This is a genomic window from Rubrivivax soli, assembly GCF_049810355.1.
Taxonomy (GTDB): Bacteria; Pseudomonadota; Gammaproteobacteria; order Burkholderiales; family Burkholderiaceae_C; genus Rubrivivax.
This window is the reverse complement of record NZ_CP187368.1, coordinates 1,224,087-1,250,209: the sequence shown is the minus strand read 5'-3', so window position 1 is coordinate 1,250,209 and position 26,123 is coordinate 1,224,087. Positions and strand designations below refer to the sequence as shown.

Sequence of the window (26,123 nt, the reverse complement as noted above, 5' to 3'; positions counted from 1 at the left end):
GAGGAACAAAGGCCATGGGCATGAACATCGGACAAGCTGCCGGCGCCACCGGCCTGTCGGCAAAGATGATCCGGCACTACGAGAGCATCGGGCTGCTGCCTGCGTCCACCCGCACGGATGCGGGCTACCGCCAATACAGCGAACGCGACGTGAACATGCTGCGCTTCATCCGCCACTCGCGCGACCTGGGCTTCTCGCTGGAACAGATCCGCGAATTGCTGGACCTGTGGCAGAACCGCAAGCGGTCCAGCCGGCAGGTCAAGTCCCTGGCCGAGGCACACATCGCGGAACTCGATGCAAAGCTCGCAGAGCTGCAATCGATGCGAGCGGCGCTGGCGCATCTGGTCCACGGCTGCCACGGCGACGATCGACCGGATTGCCCGATCATCGACACGCTGGAGGCGACAGGCCCGGTACTGGCCGGCGCTCCCGCCGATCATTCGCGCGGCGCGGTCGCTCAGCGGCAGCGAGCAGCCTCATCCCGGACCGGACCGCGCACATTGCCGCGCTGATGCCTGAGCATCGTCAAACCGGTTTCGATACACTGACGATATGAACCGCGTGTTCCGCGCCTTCCTTGTCTGGGTCATGGTGATCGCCATGCCCGTGCAGGGCATGGCTGCGTCCGTGATGCTGTTCTGCGGGCCGAGCCACGAGCGGATGATGCAAGGGCTGATGGCCGACGCACCGGCGTTGGCTTCCAGTCTGACCACCGCGCCCGGGCACGACCGGATGGCTGCGGATCATGCCGTGCATGAGCACGCGTCACCTGAGTACCCTGTCGCAGACGAGCCCGCCGCCGGTGCCGATGCCAGCGGTGTGAATGGCCTGTCCAAGCATCACGGCAAGTTCACCTGCAGCGCCTGCGCCGCCTGCTGTTCCGCGCTGGTGCTGCCGGCCAGCTTCGTGCTCCCGGTGCCTTCGAGCCCAGAGCATCTTGCGCCCATGTCGCCGGTGGAACCGGTCGCATCGCACCAACCTGACGGCCTAGACCGTCCGCCTCGAACCGTCCTCGCCTGATTCGGCGCGACGCCCTGGGGTGACGCGGGTACCTTGGCGCCCCGCCCGTCGGTTCATCTGACGGTTTGACCAACGGTCCACCGGACCGAACTCTCGCCCCATCCGGCGGATCGCGCCAGATCCTCACCTGCGCACCTGCGTGCCTTGGCCGCAGGACCGTCGTTCGAGTTCTCGCGAGGTTCCCATGCCCCTGTTTCCGTTTCGCCTCGACTGCTGTCGAGGCCTCCCCCTCATCGCGCTGCTGACCGCAGCATCGCTCGTTCAAGCGCAAACCCAATCCCAGGGCGCGGCCGCCCGCACCGAACGCGCCGACCCGCTCGATGCGCAGGTCCGCGTACCGGCCGCCAATCACTCGTCAGCGCTGGCCAGCTATCGCCGGCTGGGCGACGACAAGCGCATCGACTGGAAAGAGGCGAACGAGGCGGTGAACCGCATCGGGGGCTGGCGCGCCTATGCACGCGAAGCGCAGCAGCCCGAGCCGGCGCCCATGGCACCGGCCAGTCGCGCTGTGCCCGCGCCGGTGGCGGCTTCGGGCGCCGCACCGGCGCACGGCGGCCACAAGATGCATTGAGGGGATGAGGATGACCCGACAACCACCAACACCCCACGTCATCGCCCGTTCAGCGCCTCTCCGTCTCACGGGCCTGGCTGCCCTGGTGCTCGTGCTGACCGGCTGCGCTTCCCTGAGCCCCGATGGCGGTTTCGGTGAGGTCGAGAAGGCCACGGCCGAGCGCATCGGAGCCCCGGTGCAGCTGGCCTGGGCCCGGCAGCCCGAAGACCTGGACCGCATCGCCCAGCGCGTGAACCAACTGCTCGGCAAGCCGCTGTCCATGAACGATGCGGTGCAGGTTGCACTGCTGAACAACCGTGGCTTGCAGGCCGCATATGCCGAACTGGGCATTACCGAGGCCGAGATCGTGCAGGCGGGCCGCCTGCCGAACCCGGGCTTCAGCTTCGGCCGCATGACCAAGGGTGACGAGATCGAGCTCGAGCGCGGCCTGCACGTCAACCTGGCCCGCCTCATCGCGATGCCGCTGGTGCAACGCGTCGAGGCACGCCGCCTCGATCAGGTGCGCACCACCGTCGCGATGCAGGTGCTGTCCCTGGCAGCCGACACACGCAAGGCCTGGGTGCAGGCGGTGGCCGCCGATGAGTCGGTGCGCTACAGCCGTCAGGTGATGCAGGCCGCCGAGGCCGGTGCCGAGCTGGCGCGGCGCATGGCGCAGGTGGGCAACTTCAACAAGCTGCAGCAGGCGCGCGAGCAGGGCTTCTACGCCGACGCGGCGCTGAACCTGGCCCGTGCCGAGCAGCAGCAGCGCGCGGCCCGCGAGCGCCTCACACGGCTGCTGGGGCTGTGGGGTGCGCAGACCGCCTTCCAGCTGCCCGAGCGTCTGCCCGACCTGCCGACCCAGCCGCGCGACCTGCCCGACGTCGAGCGCACCGCGCTGGCCCAGCGGCTGGATGTGGCCGCAGCCCGCAGTGGCGTCGAGGCCACCGCACGCAACCTGGGCCTGACGCGTACCACGCGCTTCGTCAACGTGCTGGAGTTGGGCCTGGTGCGCAACAGCAGCAACGAAGGGCCGACGCAGAAGGGCTGGGAGATCGGCTTCGAGCTGCCGCTCTTCGACTGGGGCAGTGCCCGCGTGGCGCGCGCCGAGGCCGTCTACATGCAGTCGCTGCACCGCACCGCCGAGACGGCGATCAACGCCCGCTCGGAGGTGCGTGAGGCCTACGGCGCTTATCGCTCAGCCTGGGACATCGCCAAGCACCAACGCGACGAGATCGTGCCGCTGAAGGCGCGCATCTCGGAAGAGAACCTGCTTCGCTACAACGGCATGCTGATCGGCGTGTTCGAGCTGCTGGCCGACGCGCGCTCGCAGATCGCCAGCGTCAACGGCGCCATCGACGCGCTGCGCGACTTCTGGATCGCCCAGGCCGACCTTGACATGGCGCTCGTCGGCAAGCCCAGCCTCACGGCCGCGGCTGTCCCGGCGATGGCGGCCGGTCCGGCGGGCGATCCCGGCCACTGACGCACCGCGTCGACCCGAACCGAAACACAAGGACACGACCCATGGTTTCCCGAAGAAACTTTCTCAACGGTGCTGGCGTGGCGGCTGCCGCCGTGACGGCCAGCGCTGTCAGCAAGGTGGCGATGGCGGCCCTGCCCGAACCCATCATCCAGACCAAGCCTGACACCATGCCGCCGCTGGTGCCGAACACCGGCAGGCCCTACAACCCCGTCGTCACGCTCAACGGCTGGACGCTGCCTTGGCGCATGAACAACGGCGTCAAGGAGTTCCACCTCGTCGCCGAGCCCGTGGTGCGCGAGATGGCGCCCGGCTTCAAGGCCCATCTGTGGGGCTACAACGGCCAGAGCCCGGGGCCGACCATCGAGGTGGTGGAAGGAGATCGCGTGCGCCTGTTCGTCACCAACAAGCTCGGCGAGCTCACCAGCATCCACTGGCACGGTCAGCGCCTGCCCAACGGCATGGACGGCGTGACGGGCCTGAACCAGCCCGGAATCCCGCCCGGCAAGACCTACGTCTACGAGTTCGTGGCCCGACGTCCGGGTACGTTCATGTACCACCCGCATGCCGACGAGATGGTGCAGATGGCGATGGGGATGATGGGCTTCTGGGTGACACACCCGAATGGCAAGCACCCGCTCATCGACGAGGTCGATCGCGACTTCTGCTTCCTGCTCAACGCCTACGACATCGACCCCGGCAGTGCGACGCCGAAGATCATGACGATGCTCGACTTCAACCTCTGGAGCTGGAACTCGCGCATCTTCCCCGGCATCGACCCGCTGGTGGTGCGGCACATGGACAAGGTGCGCATCCGCGTGGGCAACCTGACGATGACCAACCACCCCATCCACCTGCACGGCCACGAATTCCTGGTCACGGGCACCGACGGTGGCCCCACGCCCAAGAGCACGCGCCAGTACGAAGTGACGCAGGACATCGCCGTGGGTCAGATGCGTCAGATGGACTTCCTGGCCGACGAGGAGGGCGACTGGGCCTTCCACTGCCACAAGAGCCACCACACGATGAACGCCATGGGCCACGGCGTGCCCACGATGATCGGCGTGGACCACAGCGGCGTCGCGCGCCAGATCACCAAGCTCATCCCCGACTACATGGTGATGGGCGAGCGCGGCATGAAGGACATGACGGAGATGGAGATGCCGCTGCCCGACAACACGGCGGCGATGATGGCCGGGCAGGGCCCCTTCGGCGCCGTGGGCATGGGCGGCATGTTCAGCGTGGTGAAGGTGCGCAAGGATCAGAAGCGAGGCGACTACACCGATCCCGGCTGGTACCAGCATCCGCCAGGCACCGTGGCCTACGAGTTCACCGGCAGCCTGCCCGACCCGGCGCGCTTCAAGGCCGAGGGCCGGGGGTCAATGCCTGCCGTCGCCAGGCCAGCGCAGGACGTCGAGGTCAAGGTGCGCAAGCCATCGGGCGGACACAGCGGCCACTGACGGTGCCGCCGACTCCAGCACCTCTCAGCAAACTCTCCTCCAACTGAACATCGACAAGGAAGCCTCATGCAAAGCAGCAAGCGCCATCTCCTGATCGCCGCCTCGGCTCTCGGGCTCGGTATCACCGGGCTCGCCCGCGCGCACAGCAATGAACATCACGCCAAGAAGTCCGGTCCTGTCGTCAAGGAACAGAAGGACTGGGGCATCGCCGGCGATGCCAAGTCTGTCCGCCGCACCATCGAGGTCCGCATGGGCGACAACATGCGCTTCACGCCCGATCGCATCGACGTGCGCCGCGGCGAGACGCTTCGCTTCCGCGTGCAGAACGCGGGCAAGGAAATGCACGAGTTCGTCATCGGCACCAAGGCCGAGAACGCCAAGCACGCCGAGCTGATGATCAAGTTCCCGAACATGGAGCACGACGAGCCGTACATGGCCCACGTGTCGCCGGGCAAGACCGGCGAGATCGTCTGGACCTTCAACCGCGCCGGCACCTTCGAGTTCGCCTGCCTGATCGCGGGTCACTACTCGGCGGGCATGGTCGGCACCATCAACGTCACGGCCTGATCGCTCCGAATCGCAACAGCACTCTCTTCCATCACCCACCCCACCCATCACGGAGTCCTCATGAACCACATCGCTTCCACCCTGCTCGTCGCCGCGCTGCTGAGCGGCCCCGCCCTGGCACAGCAGAAAGCCGATGACCACTCCGCGCACCATGCCGCCACGCCTGCGACGGCGGCGGCGAACAGCGCAGACATGGCCGACGGTGAGGTCCGCAAGATCGACAAGGACGCGGGCAAGCTGACGCTCAAGCATGGCGAGATCAAGAACCTCGACATGCCGGGCATGACGATGGTCTTCCAGGTCAAGGAGCCCGCACTGCTCGACAAGGTGAAGGTGGGCGACAAGGTGAAGTTCCGTGCCGAGAAGGCCGGCAGCGGCTATGTCGTGACCGTCATCGAGCCGGCGAAGTAGCCGTGCAGCGCGGTCCCGCTGTTTCAGCGGCCTGGGAGCTTGACGAGCGTCAACCTCAGTGCTGCGCTTGCGCCTAGCATGAGGGCGCTGACGGGCCATCGCTCGTCGGCCACTCTGTTCATGTCCACGGCCAAGCTCCTTCCACGGCCCCGCCGCACCGCGGCGGCGATGCTGTTCGTCTGGCTGTTCGCGACCTTCGCGAGCTGGGCCAACGCCTGCCTCGTGCAGCCGTCTGCGGCCGCGGAGCGCCGGTCTGAACACCACGGGCGGATCGACGCCGGTGCCGATGTCCGGGCGCACCACGCTGCGGCGGACACGGGAGCGGAGGACGATCGGGACGCCGGCCTTCAGTCCTGCATCAGCTTCTGCGATTTGGAGCAGAGCGTCGTCGCGAAGGCCCAGCCCACGAAGGCGGATGGCAACGCCGACTCTGGCATGCCGCCGCCTGCTGCGTTGGGCAGTTGGCCGTCGCAGGCACCGGATCGGGCCGAGCCCCGCTGGCGATCGCGCGCCGCGCCCCCGCCACCGGGCGTGCCCGTGATCATCGCGTTCCTGCGGCTGACGCGGTAGCCCCTGCGCCGGGCTGGTGCGCGCGTGGCTGCTTGCCCGCGCTGCTGCCGGCCCATTGCGCGTTGCCTGCCCGGCTGACCGTCGCCGCGGGCACCTTCCCCGTCATGCGCCGTCCTGCGACGGCAATCGGTTCACGTTCATCACTGGAGACTCACCATGACCACGCTTCGATCGCTCGTCCTTGCTGGCACGGCTACCGTCGTGCTCACCGCCTGCGCTCAGACCCCCAGCGCATCCGGCGCCGCGGACCACGCCGCACACCATCCTGCCGGTACGGCGGCTCCTACACCCGCGCCCGCCGACCGCATGGCAATGATGGATACGCACATGACCAAGATGCGCGAGATGCACGAGAAGATGTCGCGTGCGAGCACGCCGCAGGAGCGGCAGGCCCTGATGGCCGACCACATGAAGCTGATGCAGGAAGGCATGGCGATGATGGGCGGCATGGGCCCGGGCGGAATGGGCGGCAAGGGCGGCATGGGGATCGGAGGCATGGGGGCCGTGGGTCCGGCCGGCGCGGCAAGCGCCCCGATGGACATGGCCACGCGCCATCAGATGATGGAAAAGCGCATGGAGATGATGCAGTCCATGATGCAGATGATGATGGACCGCATGGGTCCGCCGCCGACCCGGTCCTGAGCCATGGCGGTTCGCAGCAAGCCCTGGAAGGCCGCCGCGCTCATGGCGGCGGCCGTCGCCGCAATCGCCGTCTACGCGGCGGTGGTCTGGAAGGCGGACCCCGCCGCGGAGCGGCTAGTCCAGCTGCGGCCGGACGATGCGGCCGTCACTGCGCTCGGGCAGAAGGTCTACGCGGCGCAGTGCGCGGCCTGCCATGGCGCGCGGCTGGAGGGTCAGTCCAACTGGCGCGAGCGCGGCCCGGATGGCCGGCTGCCGGCGCCGCCGCACGACCCGAGCGGGCACACCTGGCACCATCCGGACGAGCTGCTTTTCCGCATCACCAAGCACGGTGTGGCCAAGGCCGCGAACCTGAAGGACTATGCGTCGGCCATGCCGGCCTACGACGGCGTGCTCAGCGACGTGGAGATCGTTGCCGCGCTCTCGTGGATCAAGGCGCAGTGGCCGGCCGACATCCGCGCCCGGCACGACGAGCTGAACCGTGCCGCCAGTCGCTGAGGCACCGGCGCGGAGCCGCTTGACCTTCACACGGTGGCAAGGCCTATGGTTGACCTGTACCGCCCGGGTATCACGGATGCCCAACCGACCGAGGAGCTGCTCATGAACCATCCCGTCCAAGACGCCGGCACACCGCGCAGCCGCAAGCCGCTCACGGTGGCAGTGCTGATGGTGGCGCTGATCGTGGTGTTCTACCTGCTGCGCGAGCACTGGGGTCACGTGGCCGGCCTGTGGCCCTACCTGCTGTTGCTGGCCTGCCCGCTGATGCACCTCTTCCATGGGCACGGCGGACACGGGCGCCACGGGACTCATGGACGGCAAGGGTCCGACCACGGGTCCCACGGAGACTGACGCGATGAACATGCAGGCGCACCTGAAGCACGATGGCCACCCAGGCCACGACCACGATCACGGCCATCACGACCACTCGCACCATCACCATGCGCACGACCCCGCGCACGGGCCGGCGCAAGTCCACGCGGCGGGGGATGCTGGGCCGCCTGCCTCACCACCACCGGACTCGCCCGCAGGCACGATCTACACCTGCCCGATGCACCCCGAGGTGCGCCAGGACCATCCCGGCAGCTGCCCCAAGTGCGGCATGACGCTGGAGCCGGTGCTGCCCACGCTCGACGAGGACGAGAACCCCGAGCTGGCGGACTTCCGCCGGCGCTTCTGGTGGACCTTGCCGCTCACGCTGGTCGTGACGCTGCTCGCGATGGTCGGCCACCGGCTGCAGTGGTTTGACATGGCCACCCAGAGCTGGATCGAGCTGGTGCTGTCGGTGCCCATCGTGCTGTGGGCCGGCTGGCCGTTCTTCGTTCGCGGCGTGCAGTCGGTGCGTTTGCGCAGCCCGAACATGTGGACGCTGATCGGCCTGGGCACCGGGGCCGCCTTTGCCTACAGCGTCGTGGCGACGGTTGCGCCGGAGGTGTTCCCAGCCTCGTTCCAGGCGATGGGGCGCGTGGCCGTGTACTTCGAAGCGGCGGCGGTGATCATCTCGCTGACGCTTCTCGGCCAGATCCTCGAGCTGAAGGCGCGCTCGCAGACCTCGGCGGCGATCAAGTCGCTGCTCGGCCTGGCGCCGAAGACGGCTCGGCGCATCGGCGCCGACGGCACCGAAGCCGACGTGCCGCTGACGCACGTGCATGTCGGCGACCTGCTGCGCGTGCGGCCCGGCGAGAAGGTGCCAGTCGACGGCGTCGTGACCGAAGGCTCCAGCGCGGTCGACGAGTCGATGCTGACCGGCGAGCCGGTTCCGGTGAGCAAGCGCCCGGGCGACAAGCTCATCGGCGCCACGCTGAACACCAGCGGTGCGCTGGTGATGCGTTCCGAGCGTGTCGGCGCGCAGACCATGCTGTCGCAGATCGTGCAGATGGTGACGCAGGCGCAGCGCTCGAAGGCGCCGATGCAGCGCATGGCCGACCAGGTGGCGGGCTGGTTCGTGATGGCGGTCGTGGCCATCGCGGTGGCCACCTTCTTCGCCTGGGGCGTGTTCGGTCCCGACCCGAGCTGGGTCTACGGGCTGATCAATGCAGTTGCCGTGCTGATCATCGCCTGCCCGTGCGCGCTCGGTCTGGCGACGCCGATGTCCATCATGGTTGCCACCGGGCGCGCGGCCACGCGCGGCATCCTGTTCCGCGACGCGGCGGCGATCGAGCACTTCCGCAAGGTCGACACGCTGATCGTCGACAAGACCGGCACCCTGACCGAAGGCAAGCCGGCCTTCGACCGCGCCGTGCCCGCCGATGGCTTCGCGGCCGACGAGGTGCTGCGCATCGCCGCGAGCCTGGACCAGGGCAGCGAGCATCCGCTGGCCGACGCCATCGTGCAGGCCGCCCGCGCGCAGGGGCTGGCACTGGCCAAGGCCGAGGGATTCGAGTCCAGCAGCGGCATCGGCGTGCGGGGCAGCGTGCATGGGCACCGCGTGGCGCTGGGCAACACCGCGCTGATGCACCAGGAAGGCGTGGCTGTCGACGCCCTCGTCGGGCAGGCCGAGGCCTTGCGTGCGGAGGGCGCCAGCGTGATGCACCTGTCGGTGGACGGGCGCCTGGCGGGACTGCTCGCGGTGTCCGACCCGGTGAAGGCGAGCACACCCGAGGCCCTGGCTGCGCTGCACGCCGCCGGCCTGCGCGTGGTGATGGCCACAGGCGACGGCCTGACCACGGCGCGTGCGGTCGCGAAGCGGCTCGGCATCGACGAGGTGCACGGCGAAGTCAAGCCCGCCGACAAGCTGGCTCTCGTGCAGAAGCTTCAGCGCGAGGGCAGGGTGGTGGCGATGGCCGGCGACGGCATCAACGACGCGCCGGCGCTGGCGCAGGCCGACGTGGGTGTGGCGATGGGCACCGGCACCGACGTGGCGATGAACAGCGCGCCGGTCACGCTGGTGAAGGGCGACCTGCGCGGCATCGCGCAGGCGCGGCTGCTGTCGCAGGCGACCATCGCCAACATGAAGCAGAATCTCGGTTTCGCCTTCATCTACAACGCGCTCGGCGTGCCGCTCGCCGCCGGGCTGCTGTTCCCGTTCACCGGTTGGCTGCTGTCGCCGATGATCGCGGCGCTGGCGATGAGCTTAAGTTCGGCGTCGGTGATCGGCAACGCGCTGCGGCTGCGCAAGGCAGCGCTCCTGCGGGACTGACCCACGCCACGCGGTGGACCTCGTCGCGCACACTCTCTGGGCCGCTGCGGGGGCGGCGGCGGTCCATCGTCGCCGCCCACTGTCGCGAGGCACGGTGGCGGCCGCGCTGGTCCTCGCGGCCTTGCCGGACGTGATGCATCTGCTGCCGCTTGCCGCTTGGTGGGCGCTCGGTGACGGCAGCTTTGCAGCGGTGCGCGGCTACGCGCTGGCCTCGCCCGGGCAGGAGCCGTGGCTGCCGCCCATCGTCGAGCTGTGGTCGCACCACCTGCACTGCGTGATGCACAGCGCACCGGTTGCTGGGCTCGTGACCGCGCTCGGCTGGGCGGTGCGACGTGTGTTCTGGCTCCCGCTGCTCGGCTGGTGGTCGCACCTCGTGATCGATGTGTTCACGCACTCAGCCGACTACTACGCGGTGCCGGTGCTCTACCCGTTCACCGAGCGTGGGTTCGATGGCATTGCATGGACCACGCCGTGGTTCATGGTGCTCAACTATGCGGCGCTGGTGCTCGTGGGGACCTTTCTGCTCGTTCGTCGGAGGCGTCCCAGTGAAAGCTGAGTCGCCGCTGGCCTTTCACCATCGCAGCGAGATCGTGCTGCCGGTCGAGCCCGAGCGCCTGTTCGCCCACCTGGACGACCACCGCCGCCTGTCCGGCCACATGGAGAAGCCGTCGCTGATGACGGCGGGCGCTTCGATGCGGATCGACACCGATGCGGATCACGGCCAGGCGGTGGGTTCGGTCATCCGGATGAGCGGTCGCGTCCTGGGTGTGCGGCTCGGGCTCGAGGAAGTGGTGACCGAACACGCCCCACTGCAGCGCAAGGTCTGGGAGACCGTGGGCGAACCGACCCTGCTGGTCATCGGCGCCTACCGGATGGGTTTCAGCATCGAACCGTTCACTGGGGGCTCGCGACTGGTCGTCTTCATCGACTATGCGCGGCCGGGGCGAGGCCTTGCCCGCCTGCTCGGGGGTCTCGTGGGTCGCTACTACGCGGCGTGGTGCACGCGGCGGATGGCAGAGGACGCCCGTGCAGCCTTTCCGGGGCCGATCCGAGGGCCCGCGCCGAGCGCGCGGTGAGCCGCATCTCTGGTCCGGCTTTGTCTCTACAGTACGCGCATGATTCATCGCATATCCGTTGCTCTGAGCCTGGCGATCCTCTGCTCCACCGCAGCGCGGGCCGACATCATCGACATCGCCTGGAACGAACAGGGCCGCTTCGAACGCCGTGTCAGCGTGGCCCCGGGCAAGTTCGCCGAGGTCTGCGGCAAGCTCGCCCGGGCCGATTCAGTGGCCTGGCGCTTCGAGGCCAGTGGCCCGCTGAACTTCAACATCCACTATCACGAGGGCAAGGATGTGCGCTACCCGGAGCGCCGCGATGCCCTGGCCGGCGCCAGCGGGCGCCTTCAGGTGGTACTTGACCAGGACTACTGTTGGATGTGGACCAACAAGTCGGGCCAGGCTGTCGACCTGAACCTCCTGCTGACGCGCTGAGGCACACGTGCGGAGCGCTTGATGCGGGACAAGGCGCGATGGCCGGGGGGAACGTAGACTTCGATTCATGCGCGCGTTGCGTCGTCATCGCGGCTGGCTGTCCGGCTGGCTGATCGCCCTGGTGCTGTTCACGCAGCTGGCCACGGCGGCGTACGCCTGCCCGCAGCTCTCGCCGGCGCCTGACGACGTTGCGGCCGCAATGGCGGCCATGCCGGACTGCGAGGGCAGCATGCCCACGCGCATGGACCCGGACCAGCCGCAGCTGTGCAAGGCCCACTGCGAGACCGGCAAGACCTCGGTGAACAGCCAGGTGGCCGCGCCGGACGCGCCGCCGGCCATGGCGGTGGGCGCCGCCTTGGTCGGCATCGTCGACGTGGCCGAGGCCGCCCAGCTGGCGGCCACGATGCCCGCCTCGGTGGCCGACGGGCCGCCCGTCGGGTCACCGCCGCTCTACCTCTCCTTCCTCGTCCTTCGGAACTGACCCGCGGACCTGGGTCCGGGTGCGCTGTCTCGGCGCACCCGGATCTCTTGCGTTCGCCGTGCGTTCGATCCGAAGGAGAGTGTCGTGTCTCGATTCAACGTTCGCGTGCCGCGCCGGCACGCCGGGCGGCGCCAGCCGTCCACCCTGGCCTTGGCGTGGGTGCTGGGCCTGGCCGCCCTGACACCCAGCGCTGCGTGGGCTGCCCCTGACGCTCCGTCGCTGAGCTATGCCGAGGCGCTCGAGCTGGCGCGCCAGGCGGCACCGGCACTGCGTGCGCAGCAGGCCACGCTGGCCGGCTCGTCGGCCCTGGCACCAGCGGCGTCCACGCTGCCCGATCCGCGCCTGTCCGTCGGCATCGAGAACCTGCCGATCGCCGGGCCGGATCGCTGGAGCACGACGCGCGATGCCGGCACGATGCAGCGCATTGCGCTGATGCAGGAGATGCCCAACCGGGCCAAGCGCGATGCGCGCGAGCAGGTTGCACAGGCCCGCATCGAGCGCGATCGGGCGACGCTGGCGGCCACGGAACTCGCGGTGCGCCGCGAAGCCGGCCTGGCCTGGCTCGCTGTGCACTTCGCGGAGGCCCGGCTGTCGCAGGTGGCCGGCCTCCAGCGCGAGAACCGGCTGCTGCAGGACACGCTGCCGGCCCGCATTGCCGCCGGCTCGGCCATGCCCGCGGAGTTGACGATGGCGCGCCAGGAAGCGCTGGCCATCGCCGACCGGACCGACGAGCTGGCGCGGGACGTGCGCAAGGCGAGGGTGGAACTGCGCCGATGGATCGGTGAGCGTGCCGCTGCGCCGCTGCAGGGCGCAGCGCCGGCTATGGACGTGAACGGCGACGCCTTGCGCAGCTCGTTGCCGCATCACGCCGAGCTGGCACCCTATGCGCCGATGCGTGCGATGGCCCAGGCCGAGGTGGCCGAGGCCGATGCGGAGAAGCGCGGCGACTGGTCGTGGGAGGTGGCGTACAGCCGGCGGCCACGCTACGACGACATGGTGTCGTTCCAGCTCAGCTTCGACCTGCCGTGGCAGCGCGATCGCCGCCAGCAGCCGCAGATCGAGGCCAAGCGGCGCGAGATCGAACGCATCGAGGCCGAGCGCGAGGAACTGCTGCGGCGCCATGCCGCGGAGACCGACGCGATGCTGGCCGAACTGCAGGCGCTCGACACGCAGGCCGAGCGGCTGCGGGCCGCCGGTCTGCCGCTGGCCGCCGAGCGCGTGGCCCTGGCGACGGCGGCCTACCAGGCCGGCCGTGGCGATCTCGCGGCCGTGCTGACGGCGCGCAGCCAGGTGCTGGAAACGCAGCTGCGCGCCATCGACCTTGACGCGCAGCGCGCCGCCCTGCGCCTGCGCCTGTCCACCCTGATTGCGGAGTAACACGATGAGCTTTTCATCCAACCCCTCGTCCTCAAAGACCGTGGTGGCCGGCGCGGTGTTGCTGCTGGCCGGCATCGGCGCCGGCTGGGCGCTCTCGCAGTGGCTGTCGGCTGGCGGCTATGCAGGCGCTTCGGCAACGGCGGCTGCACCTGCCGCCCCTGCCGCCCCTGCCGCCGAGCGCAAGGTGCTGTACTGGTACGACCCGATGGTGCCGACGCAGCGCTTTGACAAGCCCGGCAAGTCGCCGTTCATGGACATGCAGCTGGTGCCCCGGTACGCTGACGAGGCGGGTGCCGACGCCGGGTCGGCGGTGGCGGTGTCGCCGCAGGCCATGCAGTCGCTCGGCCTTCGCGTCGCCACGGCCGAGAAGCGCGTGCTGCAGGCGGCGGTGGACGCGGTCGGTACAGTCGGGCTCAACGAGCGCGATGTCAGCATCGTGCAGGCACGCGCCAACGGCTTCGTCGAGCGTGTCCATCCGCGTGCGCCGGGCGACGTAATCCCCGCGGGCGCCCCGCTGGCCGAGGTGCTGCACCCAGACTGGCTGGCGGCGCAGCGCGAGTACCTCGCGGTGCGGGCCACCGGCGACGCGGTCCTGGCACAGGCAGCCCGCTCGCGGCTGACGCTTCTGGGCATGCCGGCCGCGCTCATCGAGCGCGTGGATGCCAGCGGGCAACCGCAGGCCGTGACGACCATCGTGGCGCCGTCGGGCGGGTTGATCGCCGAGCTGATGGTGCGCCAAGGCATGACGGTGGCCGCCGGCATGACGCTGGCGCGCATCAACGGCCTGGGCACGGTGTGGGTCGAGGCGGCCGTGCCCGAGGCGCTGGGCGCGGCAGTGGTCACGGGCCAGCCCGCCGAGCTGCGGCTGGTGGCGTTCTCGGGCGAGGTGCTGCGCGGCAAGGTGGCGGCAGTGCTCCCGGAGGCGAGCCGAGACACGCGCACGCTGCGCGTGCGCGTCGAGGTGCCCAACCGCGGCGGCCGGATGCGTGCCGGCATGTTCGGGCAAGTTCGGCTGCTCGGTGCGGGGCAGGGCACCGAGGTCGTCACCGTCCCCGGCGAGGCGGTGATCCGCACCGGGCGCCGCGCGCTGGTCTACGTGGTCGACGCGCCGGGCCGGTACCGCCCGGTGGAAGTGGAACTCGGCGCCGAGGTCGACGGCCGGGTGGCCGTGCTCAAGGGGGTGGAGGCTGGGCAGCAGGTGGTGGCCTCGGGACAGTTCCTCATCGATTCCGAGGCCAGCCTGCAAGGGCTGACCGCGCGTGCCCCGGCGGAAGCGGCCGCGACCACTGCAGCAGCGGCCAGCGCGCAGCAGGGGCCGACCGGCGAGTTCACCACCCGCGGCCGCGTGGTCGAGCTCGACGCGGCGGCGATCACCCTGGAACACGAAGCAGTCCCTGCGCTGAAGTGGCCGGCGATGACGATGCCCTTCCAGCTCGCGCGGCCGGACCTCGCGCGCGGGCTGAAGGCCGGCGATGCGGTGCGCTTCCGCTTCCGCCAGAAGGGCGATGAGCACGTGGTCACCGCGATCGACCGCGAACCTGCCGTGGCCGACCCGCACGCCGGCCACGGCAGCACCGGAGCGCCGCGATGATCGCCGCGCTGATCCGCTGGTCGGTGGCCAACCGCTTCCTCGTGGTGCTGGCCACGCTGTTCCTCGCGGCCGCAGGCCTGTGGGGCGTGCGCACGACGCCGGTCGATGCCTTGCCCGACCTGTCCGACGTGCAGGTGATCATCCGCACGACGCTGCCCGGGCAGGCGCCGCAGATCGTCGAGAACCAGGTCACCTATCCGCTGGCGACGACGATGCTGTCGGTGCCCGGTGCGAAGACGGTGCGCGGCTTCTCGTTCTTCGGCGACAGCTTCGTCTACATCCTCTTCGATGACGGCACCGACCTGTACTGGGCGCGCTCGCGCGTGCTGGAGTACCTCAACCAGGTGCAGGGCCGGCTGCCGGCCGCGGCGAAATCGTCGCTCGGGCCGGACGCCACCGGGGTGGGCTGGATCTTCCAGTACGCGCTGGTCGACCGCACCGGCCGCAGTGACCTGTCGCAGCTGCGCGCGCTGCAGGACTGGTTCCTGAAGTACGAGCTGAAGGGCCTGCCCGGCGTGGCCGAGGTGGCCACCGTGGGCGGCATGAACCGCCAGTACCAGGTGGTGCTCGATCCGCTGAAGCTGGCCGCCTACGGCGTCACGCACGCGCAGGTGCGCGAGGCGCTGATGGCCGGCAACCAGGAAGCTGGCGGCTCGGTGCTGGAGCTGGCCGAGGCCGAGTACATGGTGCGCGCCAGTGGCTACCTGAAGACGCTGGACGATTTCCGCGCGGTACCGCTGGCGGCGCGCGGCGGCATCCCGGTGAAGCTGGGCGACGTGGCCACGGTCCAGGTGGGCCCGGAGATGCGGCGCGGCATCGCCGAGCTCGATGGCGAAGGCGAGGTGGCCGGTGGCGTGGTGGTGCTGCGCTCGGGCGCGAACCCTCAGCAGACCATCGCGGCCGTGAAGGCCAAGCTTGCAGACCTGCAGGGCAGCCTGCCGCAGGGCGTGGAGGTGGTGACCACCTACGACCGCAGCGCGCTGATCGAGCGCGCCATCGACAACCTCTCGGCGAAGCTGATCGAGGAGTTCATCGTCGTCGCGGCCGTCTGTGCGATCTTCCTGTGGCACCTGCGCTCGGCGCTGGTGGCCATCATCGCGCTGCCGCTGGGCGTGATGGCGGCATTCCTGATCATGCGCTGGCAGGGCATCAACGCGAACATCATGTCGCTGGGAGGCATCGCGATCGCGATCGGCGCGATGGTCGACGCGGCCGTGGTGATGATCGAGAACGCGCACAAGAAGCTCGAGGCCTGGCAGCACGCGCACCCCGGCGAGAGCCTCGTCGGCGAGGCGCGCTGGAAGGTCATCACCGAGGCGGCCGAGGAGGTCGGCCCGGCGCTGTTCTTCTCGCTGCTGATCATCACGCTGAGCTTCATCCCGGTCTTCACGCTGGAGGCGCAGGAAGGGCGATTGTTCGGGCCGCTGGCATTCACCAAGACCTACGCGATGGCGGCCGCCGCCGCGCTGTCGGTGACGCTGATCCCGGTGCTGATGGGTGCGTGGATCCGCGGCCGCATCCCCGACGAGCAGAGAAATCCGATCACCCGCGTGCTGATCGCGATCTACCGTCCGGCGCTCGAATGGGTGCTGCGCTGGCCGAAGGCGACGCTGGTGATCGCGGTGGTGCTGGCGGCGAGCACGGCCTGGCCGCTGTCGCGGCTGGGCGGGGAGTTCCTGCCGCGGCTGGACGAGGGCGACCTGCTGTACATGCCGTCGGCGCTGCCGGGCCTCTCGGCGCAGAAGGCGACCGAGTTGCTGCAGATCACCAACCGCATGATCAAGACCGTTCCGGAGGTGGAGCGCGTCTTCGGCAAGGCTGGCCGCGCCGAGACCGCGACCGATCCGGCACCGCTGGAGATGTTCGAGACCACGGTCAAGCTCAAGCCCCGCGAGCAGTGGCGGCCGGGCATGACGCCCGACCAACTGGTCGAGGAACTCGACTCGGCGGTGAAGGTGCCGGGACTGGCCAACATCTGGATCCCGCCGATCCGCAACCGCATCGACATGCTGGCCACCGGCATCAAGAGCCCGATCGGCGTGAAGGTGACCGGCAGCGATCTCACCACGATCGACCGCATCGCCCAAGGCGTGGAGCGGGTTGCCAAGACGGTGCCGGGCGTGTCGTCGGCGCTGGCCGAGCGCCTGACCGGCGGGCGCTACATCGACGTGCAGATCGACCGCGCGGCGGCTGCGCGCTACGGACTGAACATCGCCGACGTGCAGGCGGTGGTCAGCGGTGCGATCGGCGGCGAGAACGTCGCCGAGACGGTCGAAGGACTGGCGCGCTTCCCCATCAACCTGCGCTATCCGCGCGAGTGGCGCGACACGCCCGAGCGGCTGGCGGCGCTGCCGGTGCTGACGCCGATGGGCCAGCAGATCACGCTGGGCACGGTGGCGAAGATCGTCGTGGCCGACGGGCCGCCGATGCTCAAGAGCGAAAACGCGCGACCCTCGGGCTGGGTCTATGTGGACGTGCGCGGCCGCGACCTCGCGTCGGTGGCGGCCGACCTGCGCGCCGCGGTGGCGCGCGAGGTGAAGCTCGCTCCCGGCGTGAGCATCGCCTATTCGGGCCAGTTCGAGTACCTCGAACGCGCCAACGCGCGGCTGAAGATCGTCGTACCGGCGACGCTGATGATCATCTTCGTCCTGCTGTACCTGACCTTCCGGCGCATCGACGAGGCGGTGCTGATCATGGCCACGCTGCCTTTTGCGCTGACCGGCGGCGTCTGGTTCCTCTGGGCGATGGGCTACCACCTGTCGATCGCCACCGGCGTGGGATTCATCGCGCTGGCCGGCGTGGCCGCCGAGTTCGGTGTGGTGATGCTGCTGTACCTGAAGCATGCGCTGGAGGCCAGGCTGGTGGCCGGCACGCCGCTGACGCTGCCGGTGCTGCTCGACGCAATCCGAGAAGGGGCGGTGCTGCGCGTGCGGCCGAAGGCGATGACGGTCGCGGTCATCCTGGCTGGCCTGGTGCCCATCGTCTGGGGCAGCGGCACGGGCTCCGAGGTGATGAGCCGCATCGCCGCGCCGATGCTCGGGGGCATGGTCACCGCGCCGCTGCTGTCGCTGTTCGTAGTGCCGGCGGTGTTCGCGCTGCTGCGATCTCGGCAACAAGGCTCAGCATCGGTCTGACGGAAGCGGGGCCGGGCTGCCGAATGGTCGGGCTCGCAAAGAAGAAACGGCGCCGCGCGCCCATCCCTGCCGGGATGGGCGCGCGGCGCCGGGGTCGATCAGCGGGCAGGGTCAGCCCGCCAACAGCGTGACTGGCGGCCCGTCTGCCAGGTGGCGGACGATGCGATTGCCCGCGCGTCGACGGCCATCGCCCTCGACCTCATCGACCAGCTTCGCAGGCAGTCGAAGGCCGAGTTCGGCGACCTTGGTGCGCAGGGTCGCGATGTCGGTCCAGTCCAGCAGGGGCTCCTGCAGGCTGGTGTAGAGCATGTCGTTGCGCTCATCGATGACCTGGAGAAAGTAGTCCCCCAGGCGTCGATCGAAGCCGGCCACGATCTCGACGGGGTGTCCGTCGAGCGTCGCCGTCGCGAGGTGCTGGCTCATGGTCCCGGCTCCGCGCTGTCGAACACGGGCAGCCCGTCGATGACCGCCGCCTCGCGATCGAACATCAGCCAGGCCACGCCGGCGGATTCGGCCACCTCGAACAGCATGGCCAGGTCGGGCTCCGACGGCACGCGGTACTTCGGTGCCCCGACATAGACGAACCCGCCGCAGTCGGTCGGGTAGGCGTTCACGGACAGGTCGTCATCGGCGAGCTTGTTGCGCGTCGCCGAACTCAGATGCTTCAGGGACAGGCTGGCCAGCATCTCGGCCTGCTGTCGCAGGCCGGTGGCGGGCAGGGTATGCATCGTGGCTTCCTCCTCGGGATGAACTGGGAGAAGTGTGGGGCTCGGTCACCCGCCTTGCGGTCGTGAGCGCTTGGGTGGAGCGCTTCGATCGTCCGGCGCGGGCGAACGTCATGCCGCAGTCGCGGCAGCGGAACCAGTGCAGGCGACCGAGCGCGCCCAGAGGCACGCCGTGGCCGGCACAGCAGGGGCAGGTCGGGGGTCTTCTCTCCGACATGGGCATCCTTGGTTGGGGTGGGATCGGCGGGAGGGGCACCGCCTCGGCGGCGCCCTTCTCGCAACCGGGTCGTGCAGGGCGTGACTGCCGCACATGGCGTCAGAGCAGTCCGCGCTCCGCGAAGCTGACGCACTGGTCGCCGGCGACGACGAAGTGGTCGATCAGGCGGATGTCCACCAGCGCCAGCGCCGACTTCAGCGTCTGCGTCAGGAACTCGTCCGCGCGGCTCGGCTCGGCCTGGCCGCTCGGGTGGTTGTGGGCCACCGCGATCGCGGCGGCGTTGCGGGCCAGGGCGCTCTTGACCAGTTCCCGCGGGTACACCGATGTCTGGGTGAGCGTGCCGCGGAACACCTCCTCGTGGGCGATCAGCCGGTGGTTGGCATCCAGGTAAAGCGCGAGGAAGACCTCGTGCTGCAGGCCTGCGCAGCGCAGTCGCAGCCAGTCCCGAAGGACCTGGGGCGACGACATCACAGGCCCCTGCGCCATCCGGTCACGCAGCTCGCGCATCAGCAGCTCGCGGGCGACACCGAGTCGGCGCGACAGGAGCTGCTGCGTGGCCGGGTCCTCGTGGGGCGTCTCCCGGTCGCTGACGCGCAGCGCAGCCGGCGAGGGGCCTGGCAATGGGTGGGCCCGCAGGCCCAGCATCTCTGCCACCAGGTCCTCCCGCGACGCATGGGCGGCATCGGGCAGGTCCGGCAGATCTTGAAGACCCTGGAAAGGGTGGAAGTTCATGGCGTTCTCCTCTCGTGGCGAAAAGGAAGACGGGAACGCCGTTCCCGGTGGGGACTGGTGTCCCCGCAAGGGAAGGATGTGCAGACACACGATGGAACGTGGCCGGCACGGTGGCTCAGATGATCATCCGAGGCAGGTAACGACTGCGACGCCGCTGCCGCCGGTTCGGTCGGCATCGGAAACACTCCTGTCGGGAGTGGGTGTTAGCCCGTCAAGTCTGCGCCATCGGCGCCGTGGATTCAACCGGGGTGGTGCCAGCAACCGCGCCTTTGCCGCGCTTGCCCGCGCAAAGGGCGCCAGGGTCCGTGCCTTGGTCGGGCATCGGTGCGCGGGGAGGTGGCACGGTTCGCATGACCGCACTGCGCGTGGCCGCGCCGTTGTGGCTGGGCCACGGCCTGCGCGGATGTCTTGGCGGGCAGACTGCAAAAGTGACACCGCAGAGGCACTACGCTGTCACTGCAGAAATTTCTTCGTCGCGGGCCGCAGTGGATGTGCACAGACCTGCGCGGGCACGCGAAGATGCGCGGCTTCCCGACAAGGCCGACCCGACATGCTGCGCACCGGAAACCAGCTTCGACTGACCCGACCCGAACGGACGCGGCTGGCCCGCATCACCGCCATCGAGCCGGGGTCCATCCGCAGCGTCGCGGACCTGCAGGCCTACGTCCGCCGGTGCAAGGCCCATTACTGGGGCCACTCCGATGACACCCGCTTCCTGCACTGGCTGATCGAGCGTGAGGTGCAGTCCCTGACCGGACGCTGAGCGCCCGTCGCCCGGTTCGCAGTCTCGGAAACAGGAACGCCCCCGGTGCTGGACCGGGGGCGTGCTGGGTGTCGGCCTGGAGTGGATCTGGATCGCGCCGACTGAAGGGTCTCGAACGTTCGACCGGACGGCTCAGCGGAACACGCGCGGCTCGCCGCTTGCCCCGCGCATGAACGCGAGGTACGCACCGGCCTTGCCGATGTCGTCGAAGGTCGCCACGGGCTGCTCGTGCAGCACGACGGCCCAGGGACGGACATCGTCATCACTGGCGCGGATGCGCAGTTCCGGCGGCTGCCAGCGCGGGTGGCGGTACAGGGGCAGGCCGGTGTCCCAGGCCATCAGTGCCAGCACATGCGCACAGAGGATGGCTGTACCGGCCGCCTCGCCCGGCTCGACGAGCAGGGGCACCTTCAGCAGGCCGGTCGAGCGGCCGACCGTGCCGACCACGTCGAACTCGTCGAGCCAGCTCGCGCCGGTGCCGGTGTCGCCCAGCACCAGCCGCACCTTGCGGCCGTCCCGGCGGCAGGTCTCCAGCACCCTCGCCAGGCGAGGGTCCGTGCCGGGGTCGAAGTAGGTGCTGTGACCCTGGGCGGATTCGCCCCAGGCACGCACGGCAGCGAGGTACTTTTCGTAGCCGGTGAGGCTCCCCGCGTCATCGGCGGTCGGCATCAGGTCGGGACGATCGAGCCGCTGTGCGATCTGCCGTGCATGATCGCGGGCGTTGTCGAAGCCGAAGCAGGTCACGCCACCTTCGGTGGCGATCACATACAGGCGTTGCTCGGGATTCAGGGTGATGTCTCGCATGGGGAACTCTCGAAGTTGGGAGGGCGGACACCGGCCCTGGCGGGACGGGCCCGCGGGCGGTTGGATGGGGTGCCGGTGAGCCCAGGCCGCTGGACGTCAGTCCTTGGCCGAGTCACGTCAGCGATCGAACCCGGTGCAGCCGATGGGGCTGCGCCGGGGTTCGGTTTTCGGATCAGCGCCGGCTGATCTGCACGGCGGGTGCGGGGCCGTCGACGGGAGGTTCCGGGGCACGCTCGGAGCGGCCTTCGGAGCCACTGACCGGCGACGCCGGGGACATGCCGGCCTGGTGCTGGAAGCGGGCGTGCGCGTCGGCGAACTCGGCATCGCCCAGCAGCTGACGAACCTGCGCGGCGGCCGGTTCGGGCCTGCTGTCGGCGTCACGGGCCGCGGCTGGGCGCGCGCCCCGCTTCGATGTTGCTGGCGAGGCTGGCGGTGCAGCGGCAATGGCCTCGTCGAGGACGTCCGCAGTGCGGTGGTACGCCTTCTGCGTGACGCTGCCGACGAAGGCTGCAGGTCGCTGCAGCGTCCACTGGACCAACACGCGCAGCCACTGCCCGATGCGCTTGTCGCGGGCCTGGCGCGCCTTGTGGACGCGCAGCGACTGCTTGCAGGACAGGTACAGCGCCAGGTGGCGGCGCTTCATGTCGGCGTCGCCGTCGAGCTGCGCCATCACCTCGGCGGCGAGGGCGACGTCACGGCCGACGCGTCTGTAGAAGCCGACCCAGGCGCGCTGCTCCTCGATGTCGATGGTGCTGCGCCGCGGTGACGGGCTCTGGAAGGATCTGTCTGGGAAAGCATGATTCATGGGGTTCTCCAAGAATGCGAGGGAACCCCGACCCCGACGGGAGACGGTGACTCCCGGTGGGTGGATGGCGAGGACGGCTGAGAGCCGAAGAAAACGGGGTGTCGGGTGATGGCGTCCCGATGCCATCGCTGGCGGTCGGTTCACCATCCCCGAAACCCGAGGACTCGATCGGCACGAGTTCGAGCCGACGGCGGTGCCGCGACGGACGACTCGATGCCCGCGACCATCAGGTCGTGAGCACGCGAGCGGCGCCTCGGCGCAGGCTATCGGCAATGCCGATCCAGCGGTCGGCGATCCGGTCCAGGTAGACCAGGTCGTCGGCCGCGATCTCGCCCGAGGCGCGGAGCCGGGCGATGACTTCCTTGACCAGGAGGGGATCCTCCCGGGCCAGCACGATGGCCGTCGAGGCGATGCGCCTGCGGTAGGTGTCGACCGTCATGGTCAGCACACCGTCGCGCAGCGCTCGGACGCCAGAGGGTCCGCGGCCTCGCACACCACGCGCATGGACGCATGGGGCGTGCAGGGCCGGGGCCGGAGCAGCGCCGGAAGGGTGACAGGCCGCCGGGCGGGCACGCGGGCAAGCCTGGTACCACCCAGCAGTGCACACACCGGCGCGACAGCGCGGTTCCAGGGAACGGGACTCATGGGGGTTCTCCTTCAGGGGTGAAGGGGAACGCCCATCCCTGGCGGGGAACTGGGGTTCCCCGTCTGGGATGCCTTGCCGGGAAGGCAAGGCGCTTCGTTGCGCACCGGTGCGTGCGCGAGCTGCAGAGGTCCGCATCCGAGAGGACGGGACCAGGGCAGATGCGTGCGTCAGGCCAGGCTACTGATCGAGATCAGGCCGGGCTGGTGAGCGCAGGGCGCGTCACGACGCAGAGGTCGTGATCGGCGCATGCGAGGAGGGGCCACGACACGGGGTCATGGCCGGCTCCTGGTTTCGGATCCGGATGGATCTGAATCGGCCCGGCACGCGGAGGTGCCGGACAGGACACAAGGCAGGTAACGACTGCGACGCCAGCTGGGCCGGACTTCAGGGCGACCGGAGCCACCGATGAAGGCTGAGCAGACGCGATGTCCGCAGGAAGCCGGGTCAGTATGGGACGGGGTCCCTCGGACGGCAACTGATCCGAGGTCTCATCGTGGCAATGCCCGTCCAAGCGACCGGCTCGGCCGACGCTTGGGCGGGCAATCGATTCCGAGTCCTCCACGTCGCTGGCCCGGAACGCGGCGCTGCCCGGTTGCAGGGCGTGCGTGCGGGCCGGCTGACGGTTCGTATAGTGGGCGGATCAACATCTCCTGCAGACCGGTTCCGCCCTGTCCATGACCGTCGAGCGCTATGCCTTCCATGACTGCGAAGCCACCACGGCGGCAGGCGTGCCGCTGCGCATTCCCGCTGGCGTTCACCATGTCGAGCGGCGATCGCTGGTGTTCCGCGTGCGCCTGGGTGGCCGCGAGCTTGATCTGACCCTCGCCGAGTGGGAGCGCCTGCTGGATGCGGGCTGTGTCGGGCCGGTTGTCGCCGCCGCTGATCCACCGGGGACCGGCGAAACCCATCCTGGGTGAAGCACGCGAGGTGGCCAAGGCAGACTGGAACGTCTATGCGAGAGCGCTGGTCGGACCCCGGCGACCACGGCAGTTGCGCTGCTCGAGTGGGCCAGCGACGTGGCGATGAGTGTCTACACAGCGGCCCTACACAAGTACCCGGACTCGGCCACAAGCCGACGCTCACTGCACAGGAGGTGAACGGTCGTCCAAGGCCTCGGATGCCTACGCTTTGAGCTTGAGTCGGCTGCGAGGCCCAACGTTTGCGCCAAGCTGTCCGCGGTGACAGGCTTACAGGACCTCTTGTAGCAGGTCAGCTTGAGCAATGGTGTAGGCATCGGCGCCGCCGATCAGCCTTCGTTACGAAACTGACCTAGCATTGCAAGCTGAATAGCGTTCTGCTCGGCGTAGCGACATCCTTCCCCTCGCACCATGTACTTACATAGCCTGACCCTGATCAATGTTCGGCAGTTTGATCAAAGAACATTCATGTTTCGACCGGGCTTTAACCTGCTTGTCGGTGAGAACGGCGCAGGGAAGACAACGATACTTCGTGGGATGCTCGCGGCACTAGGTAGCGCACAGAACATGGGCAGGCGCCCAAGGCTGGAAGACAGCGACATTCGATTGCGGACGCGTGTAGCGCAGGCATCAGCAATAGTTCGCGATGCGGATGGCACTTCCTTGGAGTTCCAGTACAGCAAGGAGCTTTTCGAGCGAGGAAGGCTCACAGGTCCCCGAGGGGATCTGCCGCTGACGCTTCTCTACTCGTCGAATGAAGCAGTCTGTTCGGCAATGAAGTCGAAGCCAGAAAAAAAGTTCGGAGGTGTCGAGCGTGATCCCCTTCGGCGCAGCGAAGAGTTTCTGTACGCATCCGAGGTGGATTCTTCTCAAGTGAGCGGGGCTTCAGGAGGGCGTCAGTTTGGCAGCAGTCAATCGGTGAGAGATTTCGTAAGGCGGATGCTACGCAACTTCTCTCCGGGCATGGGAGACTTTTACTGGCGCTTCGAACCCTACGACTGTTCTTTGGTTTTGGCCGACACTGCATCGGGGCGGGTGCCGTTGGCCGCAGATTTGCAAAGGCAAGCCAGAGCCTTCGCAATGCGTTGGTTCGCTGAGGAGTTGTTGCGACAGAAGCGAGGCATCAATTGGCCCGACCAAGCAAGACTCACCCTTTCCCTAGAGGGTTCCGGCGATAAGCGTGCCGATAGACGGCTGCCGCATCTTCGAGACATTTGGGAAGATATGAGCGTCTCGTCCGCTGATCGAAGATCGCTGATGCGCTATTCGCTGGAGATAAAGCTCACACCGAGAATCATGATGCGGCGTGAGATTGGCACGTTTAGCCTCAGCCAACTTTCCGACGGCGAACAACGACTCTTCTCGTTGTTTGTCGATATCGCAAGACAGCTGTTGATCAATCACCCCCATGGAGAGATTGGTCAAGGCGATGCAATAATTCTTATCGACGAAATCGACGTTCATCTTCATCCAAAATGGCAGCGTCAGATCGTGCCCGCATTGGAAGAACTGTTTCCAAACTGCCAGTTCATTGCCACAACGCACTCGCCGTTTGTAATCCAGGCGACTCGACGGGAGCAGATCTCTGCTATCGACACGGCGAGCGCTTCGATTGGAGTATCAAGCGGCGGCAATAGTATTGAGGACATCGCCGAAGATATCCAGGGCATCTCCGTACCTCAGCGTAGTGTTCGAGCGGAAAGGCTGAACGCGGCTGCCAAACGCTATTTTGAGCTTCTGGAGCTTCGGGCGAACGATGCGAAGAAGGTCACCCCCGCCAAGCTCCGTGCGGCCGAGCGGTCTTACAGGGAGGCGAGCGAGCCATTCACCTCGGAACCTGCAGTGCATGCACTGTTGCGTGTCTTTGCAATGGAAGGGAAGCGATGAGGCCCGTTACTAGAACTGCGGCGCCGCAGGTCTATGCGAAGTACCAAGACGCCATTGGTGACTTGGAGGCCTGTTTCGGCCACTACTGCAGCTACTGCGAGCGGCGCTTCCCAGCTCTTCTGGCGGTCGAGCACGTGTCTCCAAAGAGCTTAGACGTGGCACGAGAGAGAGACTGGACAAACTTTCTCCTGGGTTGTGTTAACTGCAACTCAGTCAAGGGCGATACGCCGACGAACGACCAAGACTTTCTTTGGCCAGACAAGGACAACACGCTCAGCGCCATTGAATACAGGGCTGGTGGCGTAGTGCGGCCTTGTCCATCGCTAGGTCATGACATTAGCTCCAAGGCTCAAGCCCTGATAGAACTGGTAGGACTTGACCGTCACCCTGGTCAACCAAGGGCAAAGCAGCCGACTGATCGCGACAAGCGATACATGGAGCGAGAGGAGAAGTGGCAACTCGCCAATCTAATGCGCGACCGCCTAACGCGGAACAATAGCATTGAATTCCGAGACACGATTGTGGCTCTGGCTCGTGAGGCTGGATTCTTCAGCATCTGGTTCGCAGCCTTTCACGATGACGCTGACATGCGTCGTCGGTTGGTGGAGGCCTACGTCGGAACCGCGCGAGACTGTTTTGAAGCTGATTGGACGCTCAAGGCGCGAGTAGGCGGGCACATCTAGCAGCCAATCACTACGCACCGCAAGTGCTGCCTGCGCCGACT

The 26,123-nt window shown here is 68.3% G+C and carries 29 protein-coding genes; 23 read left to right on the top strand and 6 right to left on the bottom strand.

The window, feature by feature from the left end; all coding sequences use genetic code 11:
- Positions 1–14: 14 nt before the first annotated feature.
- From cueR to ACPOLB_RS05515, 19 genes are all read left to right on the top strand, one after another.
- Positions 15–512, top strand: a complete 498-nt coding sequence (gene cueR, locus ACPOLB_RS05605) for a Cu(I)-responsive transcriptional regulator (protein WP_419186786.1) — start codon at positions 15–17, stop codon at positions 510–512.
- Between the two features lie 40 nt (positions 513–552).
- On the top strand, positions 553–1,020 hold the full coding sequence (locus tag ACPOLB_RS05600; protein ID WP_104301966.1) for a hypothetical protein: 468 nt from the start codon (positions 553–555) through the stop codon (positions 1,018–1,020).
- A 184-nt stretch (positions 1,021–1,204) separates the two neighbouring features.
- On the top strand, positions 1,205–1,591 hold the full coding sequence (locus ACPOLB_RS05595; RefSeq protein WP_425260327.1) for a hypothetical protein: 387 nt from the start codon (positions 1,205–1,207) through the stop codon (positions 1,589–1,591).
- An 85-nt stretch (positions 1,592–1,676) separates the two neighbouring features.
- Entirely contained in the window at positions 1,677–3,050 is a 1,374-nt protein-coding gene (locus ACPOLB_RS05590; protein ID WP_425260326.1) for a TolC family protein, read from the top strand.
- Positions 3,051–3,091: 41 nt separating this feature from the next.
- Positions 3,092–4,507 (top strand): multicopper oxidase family protein, encoded by a 1,416-nt coding sequence (locus ACPOLB_RS05585; RefSeq protein WP_425260325.1) that lies wholly within the window; start codon positions 3,092–3,094, stop codon positions 4,505–4,507.
- Between the two features lie 66 nt (positions 4,508–4,573).
- The gene (locus tag ACPOLB_RS05580) at positions 4,574–5,074 is read left to right on the top strand and encodes a cupredoxin domain-containing protein (protein ID WP_104301970.1); all 501 of its coding nucleotides are present in this window, start codon (positions 4,574–4,576) and stop codon (positions 5,072–5,074) included.
- Between the two features lie 60 nt (positions 5,075–5,134).
- Positions 5,135–5,485, top strand: a complete 351-nt coding sequence (locus ACPOLB_RS05575) for a copper-binding protein (protein ID WP_104301971.1) — start codon at positions 5,135–5,137, stop codon at positions 5,483–5,485.
- A 78-nt stretch (positions 5,486–5,563) separates the two neighbouring features.
- Complete coding sequence (locus ACPOLB_RS05570; RefSeq protein WP_425260324.1) at positions 5,564–6,055, top strand: hypothetical protein; 492 nt, start codon at positions 5,564–5,566, stop codon at positions 6,053–6,055.
- Positions 6,056–6,211: 156 nt separating this feature from the next.
- Positions 6,212–6,697 (top strand): hypothetical protein, encoded by a 486-nt coding sequence (locus tag ACPOLB_RS05565; protein WP_425260323.1) that lies wholly within the window; start codon positions 6,212–6,214, stop codon positions 6,695–6,697.
- Positions 6,698–6,700: 3 nt separating this feature from the next.
- Complete coding sequence (locus ACPOLB_RS05560) at positions 6,701–7,192, top strand: c-type cytochrome (RefSeq protein ID WP_425260322.1); 492 nt, start codon at positions 6,701–6,703, stop codon at positions 7,190–7,192.
- Positions 7,193–7,294: 102 nt separating this feature from the next.
- On the top strand, positions 7,295–7,543 hold the full coding sequence (locus ACPOLB_RS05555) for a DUF2933 domain-containing protein (protein ID WP_425260320.1): 249 nt from the start codon (positions 7,295–7,297) through the stop codon (positions 7,541–7,543).
- Between the two features lie 4 nt (positions 7,544–7,547).
- Positions 7,548–9,830 (top strand): copper-transporting P-type ATPase, encoded by a 2,283-nt coding sequence (locus tag ACPOLB_RS05550; protein ID WP_425260319.1) that lies wholly within the window; start codon positions 7,548–7,550, stop codon positions 9,828–9,830.
- Positions 9,831–9,843: 13 nt separating this feature from the next.
- Positions 9,844–10,386 (top strand): hypothetical protein, encoded by a 543-nt coding sequence (locus tag ACPOLB_RS05545; protein ID WP_425260317.1) that lies wholly within the window; start codon positions 9,844–9,846, stop codon positions 10,384–10,386.
- Positions 10,376–10,906, top strand: coding sequence for an SRPBCC family protein (locus ACPOLB_RS05540; protein ID WP_425260316.1), 531 nt, complete (start codon positions 10,376–10,378; stop codon positions 10,904–10,906). Before ACPOLB_RS05545 ends, ACPOLB_RS05540 begins: the two co-directional genes overlap by 11 nt.
- A gap of 39 nt (positions 10,907–10,945) precedes the next feature.
- The gene (locus ACPOLB_RS05535) at positions 10,946–11,320 is read left to right on the top strand and encodes a hypothetical protein (RefSeq protein ID WP_173806274.1); all 375 of its coding nucleotides are present in this window, start codon (positions 10,946–10,948) and stop codon (positions 11,318–11,320) included.
- Positions 11,321–11,387: 67 nt separating this feature from the next.
- Positions 11,388–11,801 (top strand): hypothetical protein, encoded by a 414-nt coding sequence (locus ACPOLB_RS05530; protein ID WP_173806273.1) that lies wholly within the window; start codon positions 11,388–11,390, stop codon positions 11,799–11,801.
- A gap of 84 nt (positions 11,802–11,885) precedes the next feature.
- Positions 11,886–13,178, top strand: coding sequence for a TolC family protein (locus tag ACPOLB_RS05525; protein WP_425260315.1), 1,293 nt, complete (start codon positions 11,886–11,888; stop codon positions 13,176–13,178).
- Positions 13,179–13,182: 4 nt separating this feature from the next.
- On the top strand, positions 13,183–14,769 hold the full coding sequence (locus ACPOLB_RS05520) for an efflux RND transporter periplasmic adaptor subunit (protein ID WP_425260313.1): 1,587 nt from the start codon (positions 13,183–13,185) through the stop codon (positions 14,767–14,769).
- Positions 14,766–17,903, top strand: a complete 3,138-nt coding sequence (locus ACPOLB_RS05515; protein ID WP_173806271.1) for an efflux RND transporter permease subunit — start codon at positions 14,766–14,768, stop codon at positions 17,901–17,903. Before ACPOLB_RS05520 ends, ACPOLB_RS05515 begins: the two co-directional genes overlap by 4 nt.
- A gap of 111 nt (positions 17,904–18,014) precedes the next feature.
- Here the strand turns inward: ACPOLB_RS05515 and ACPOLB_RS05510 are convergent, their stop codons facing one another.
- The 3 genes from ACPOLB_RS05510 to radC all read right to left on the bottom strand — a co-directional run bounded on the left by ACPOLB_RS05510 (position 18,015) and on the right by radC (position 19,490).
- Positions 18,015–18,326 carry a hypothetical protein gene (locus ACPOLB_RS05510; protein ID WP_173806270.1) on the bottom strand — a complete coding sequence of 104 codons (312 nt, stop codon included), beginning with the start codon at positions 18,324–18,326 and terminating at the stop codon, positions 18,015–18,017.
- Complete coding sequence (locus ACPOLB_RS05505) at positions 18,323–18,631, bottom strand: hypothetical protein (protein WP_104301980.1); 309 nt, start codon at positions 18,629–18,631, stop codon at positions 18,323–18,325. The genes ACPOLB_RS05510 and ACPOLB_RS05505 overlap by 4 nt, the downstream gene beginning before the upstream one ends.
- A 313-nt stretch (positions 18,632–18,944) precedes the next feature.
- Positions 18,945–19,490 carry a RadC family protein gene (radC, locus tag ACPOLB_RS05500; RefSeq protein ID WP_425261877.1) on the bottom strand — a complete coding sequence of 182 codons (546 nt, stop codon included), beginning with the start codon at positions 19,488–19,490 and terminating at the stop codon, positions 18,945–18,947.
- Between the two features lie 637 nt (positions 19,491–20,127).
- Here radC and ACPOLB_RS05495 point away from each other — a divergent pair.
- Complete coding sequence (locus ACPOLB_RS05495) at positions 20,128–20,340, top strand: hypothetical protein (RefSeq protein WP_104301981.1); 213 nt, start codon at positions 20,128–20,130, stop codon at positions 20,338–20,340.
- Between the two features lie 132 nt (positions 20,341–20,472).
- Here ACPOLB_RS05495 and ACPOLB_RS05490 read toward each other — a convergent pair whose 3' ends face one another.
- The 3 genes from ACPOLB_RS05490 to ACPOLB_RS05480 form a co-directional block, all read right to left on the bottom strand.
- On the bottom strand, positions 20,473–21,144 hold the full coding sequence (locus ACPOLB_RS05490; protein WP_425260312.1) for a hypothetical protein: 672 nt from the start codon (positions 21,142–21,144) through the stop codon (positions 20,473–20,475).
- Positions 21,145–21,316: 172 nt separating this feature from the next.
- The gene (locus ACPOLB_RS05485; protein WP_425260311.1) at positions 21,317–21,949 is read right to left on the bottom strand and encodes a hypothetical protein; all 633 of its coding nucleotides are present in this window, start codon (positions 21,947–21,949) and stop codon (positions 21,317–21,319) included.
- Between the two features lie 226 nt (positions 21,950–22,175).
- Positions 22,176–22,388, bottom strand: a complete 213-nt coding sequence (locus ACPOLB_RS05480) for a hypothetical protein (protein WP_425260310.1) — start codon at positions 22,386–22,388, stop codon at positions 22,176–22,178.
- Between the two features lie 881 nt (positions 22,389–23,269).
- Between ACPOLB_RS05480 and ACPOLB_RS05475 the strand changes: the two genes are divergently transcribed.
- From ACPOLB_RS05475 to ACPOLB_RS05465, 3 genes are all read left to right on the top strand, one after another.
- Positions 23,270–23,512: a hypothetical protein gene (locus ACPOLB_RS05475; protein ID WP_425260309.1), complete on the top strand. Its 243-nt coding sequence runs from the start codon at positions 23,270–23,272 to the stop codon at positions 23,510–23,512.
- 411 nt (positions 23,513–23,923) lie between these two features.
- On the top strand, positions 23,924–25,399 hold the full coding sequence (locus ACPOLB_RS05470; protein ID WP_425260308.1) for an AAA family ATPase: 1,476 nt from the start codon (positions 23,924–23,926) through the stop codon (positions 25,397–25,399).
- On the top strand, positions 25,396–26,082 hold the full coding sequence (locus ACPOLB_RS05465) for an HNH endonuclease (protein ID WP_425260307.1): 687 nt from the start codon (positions 25,396–25,398) through the stop codon (positions 26,080–26,082). The genes ACPOLB_RS05470 and ACPOLB_RS05465 overlap by 4 nt, the downstream gene beginning before the upstream one ends.
- Positions 26,083–26,123: the final 41 nt, after the last annotated feature.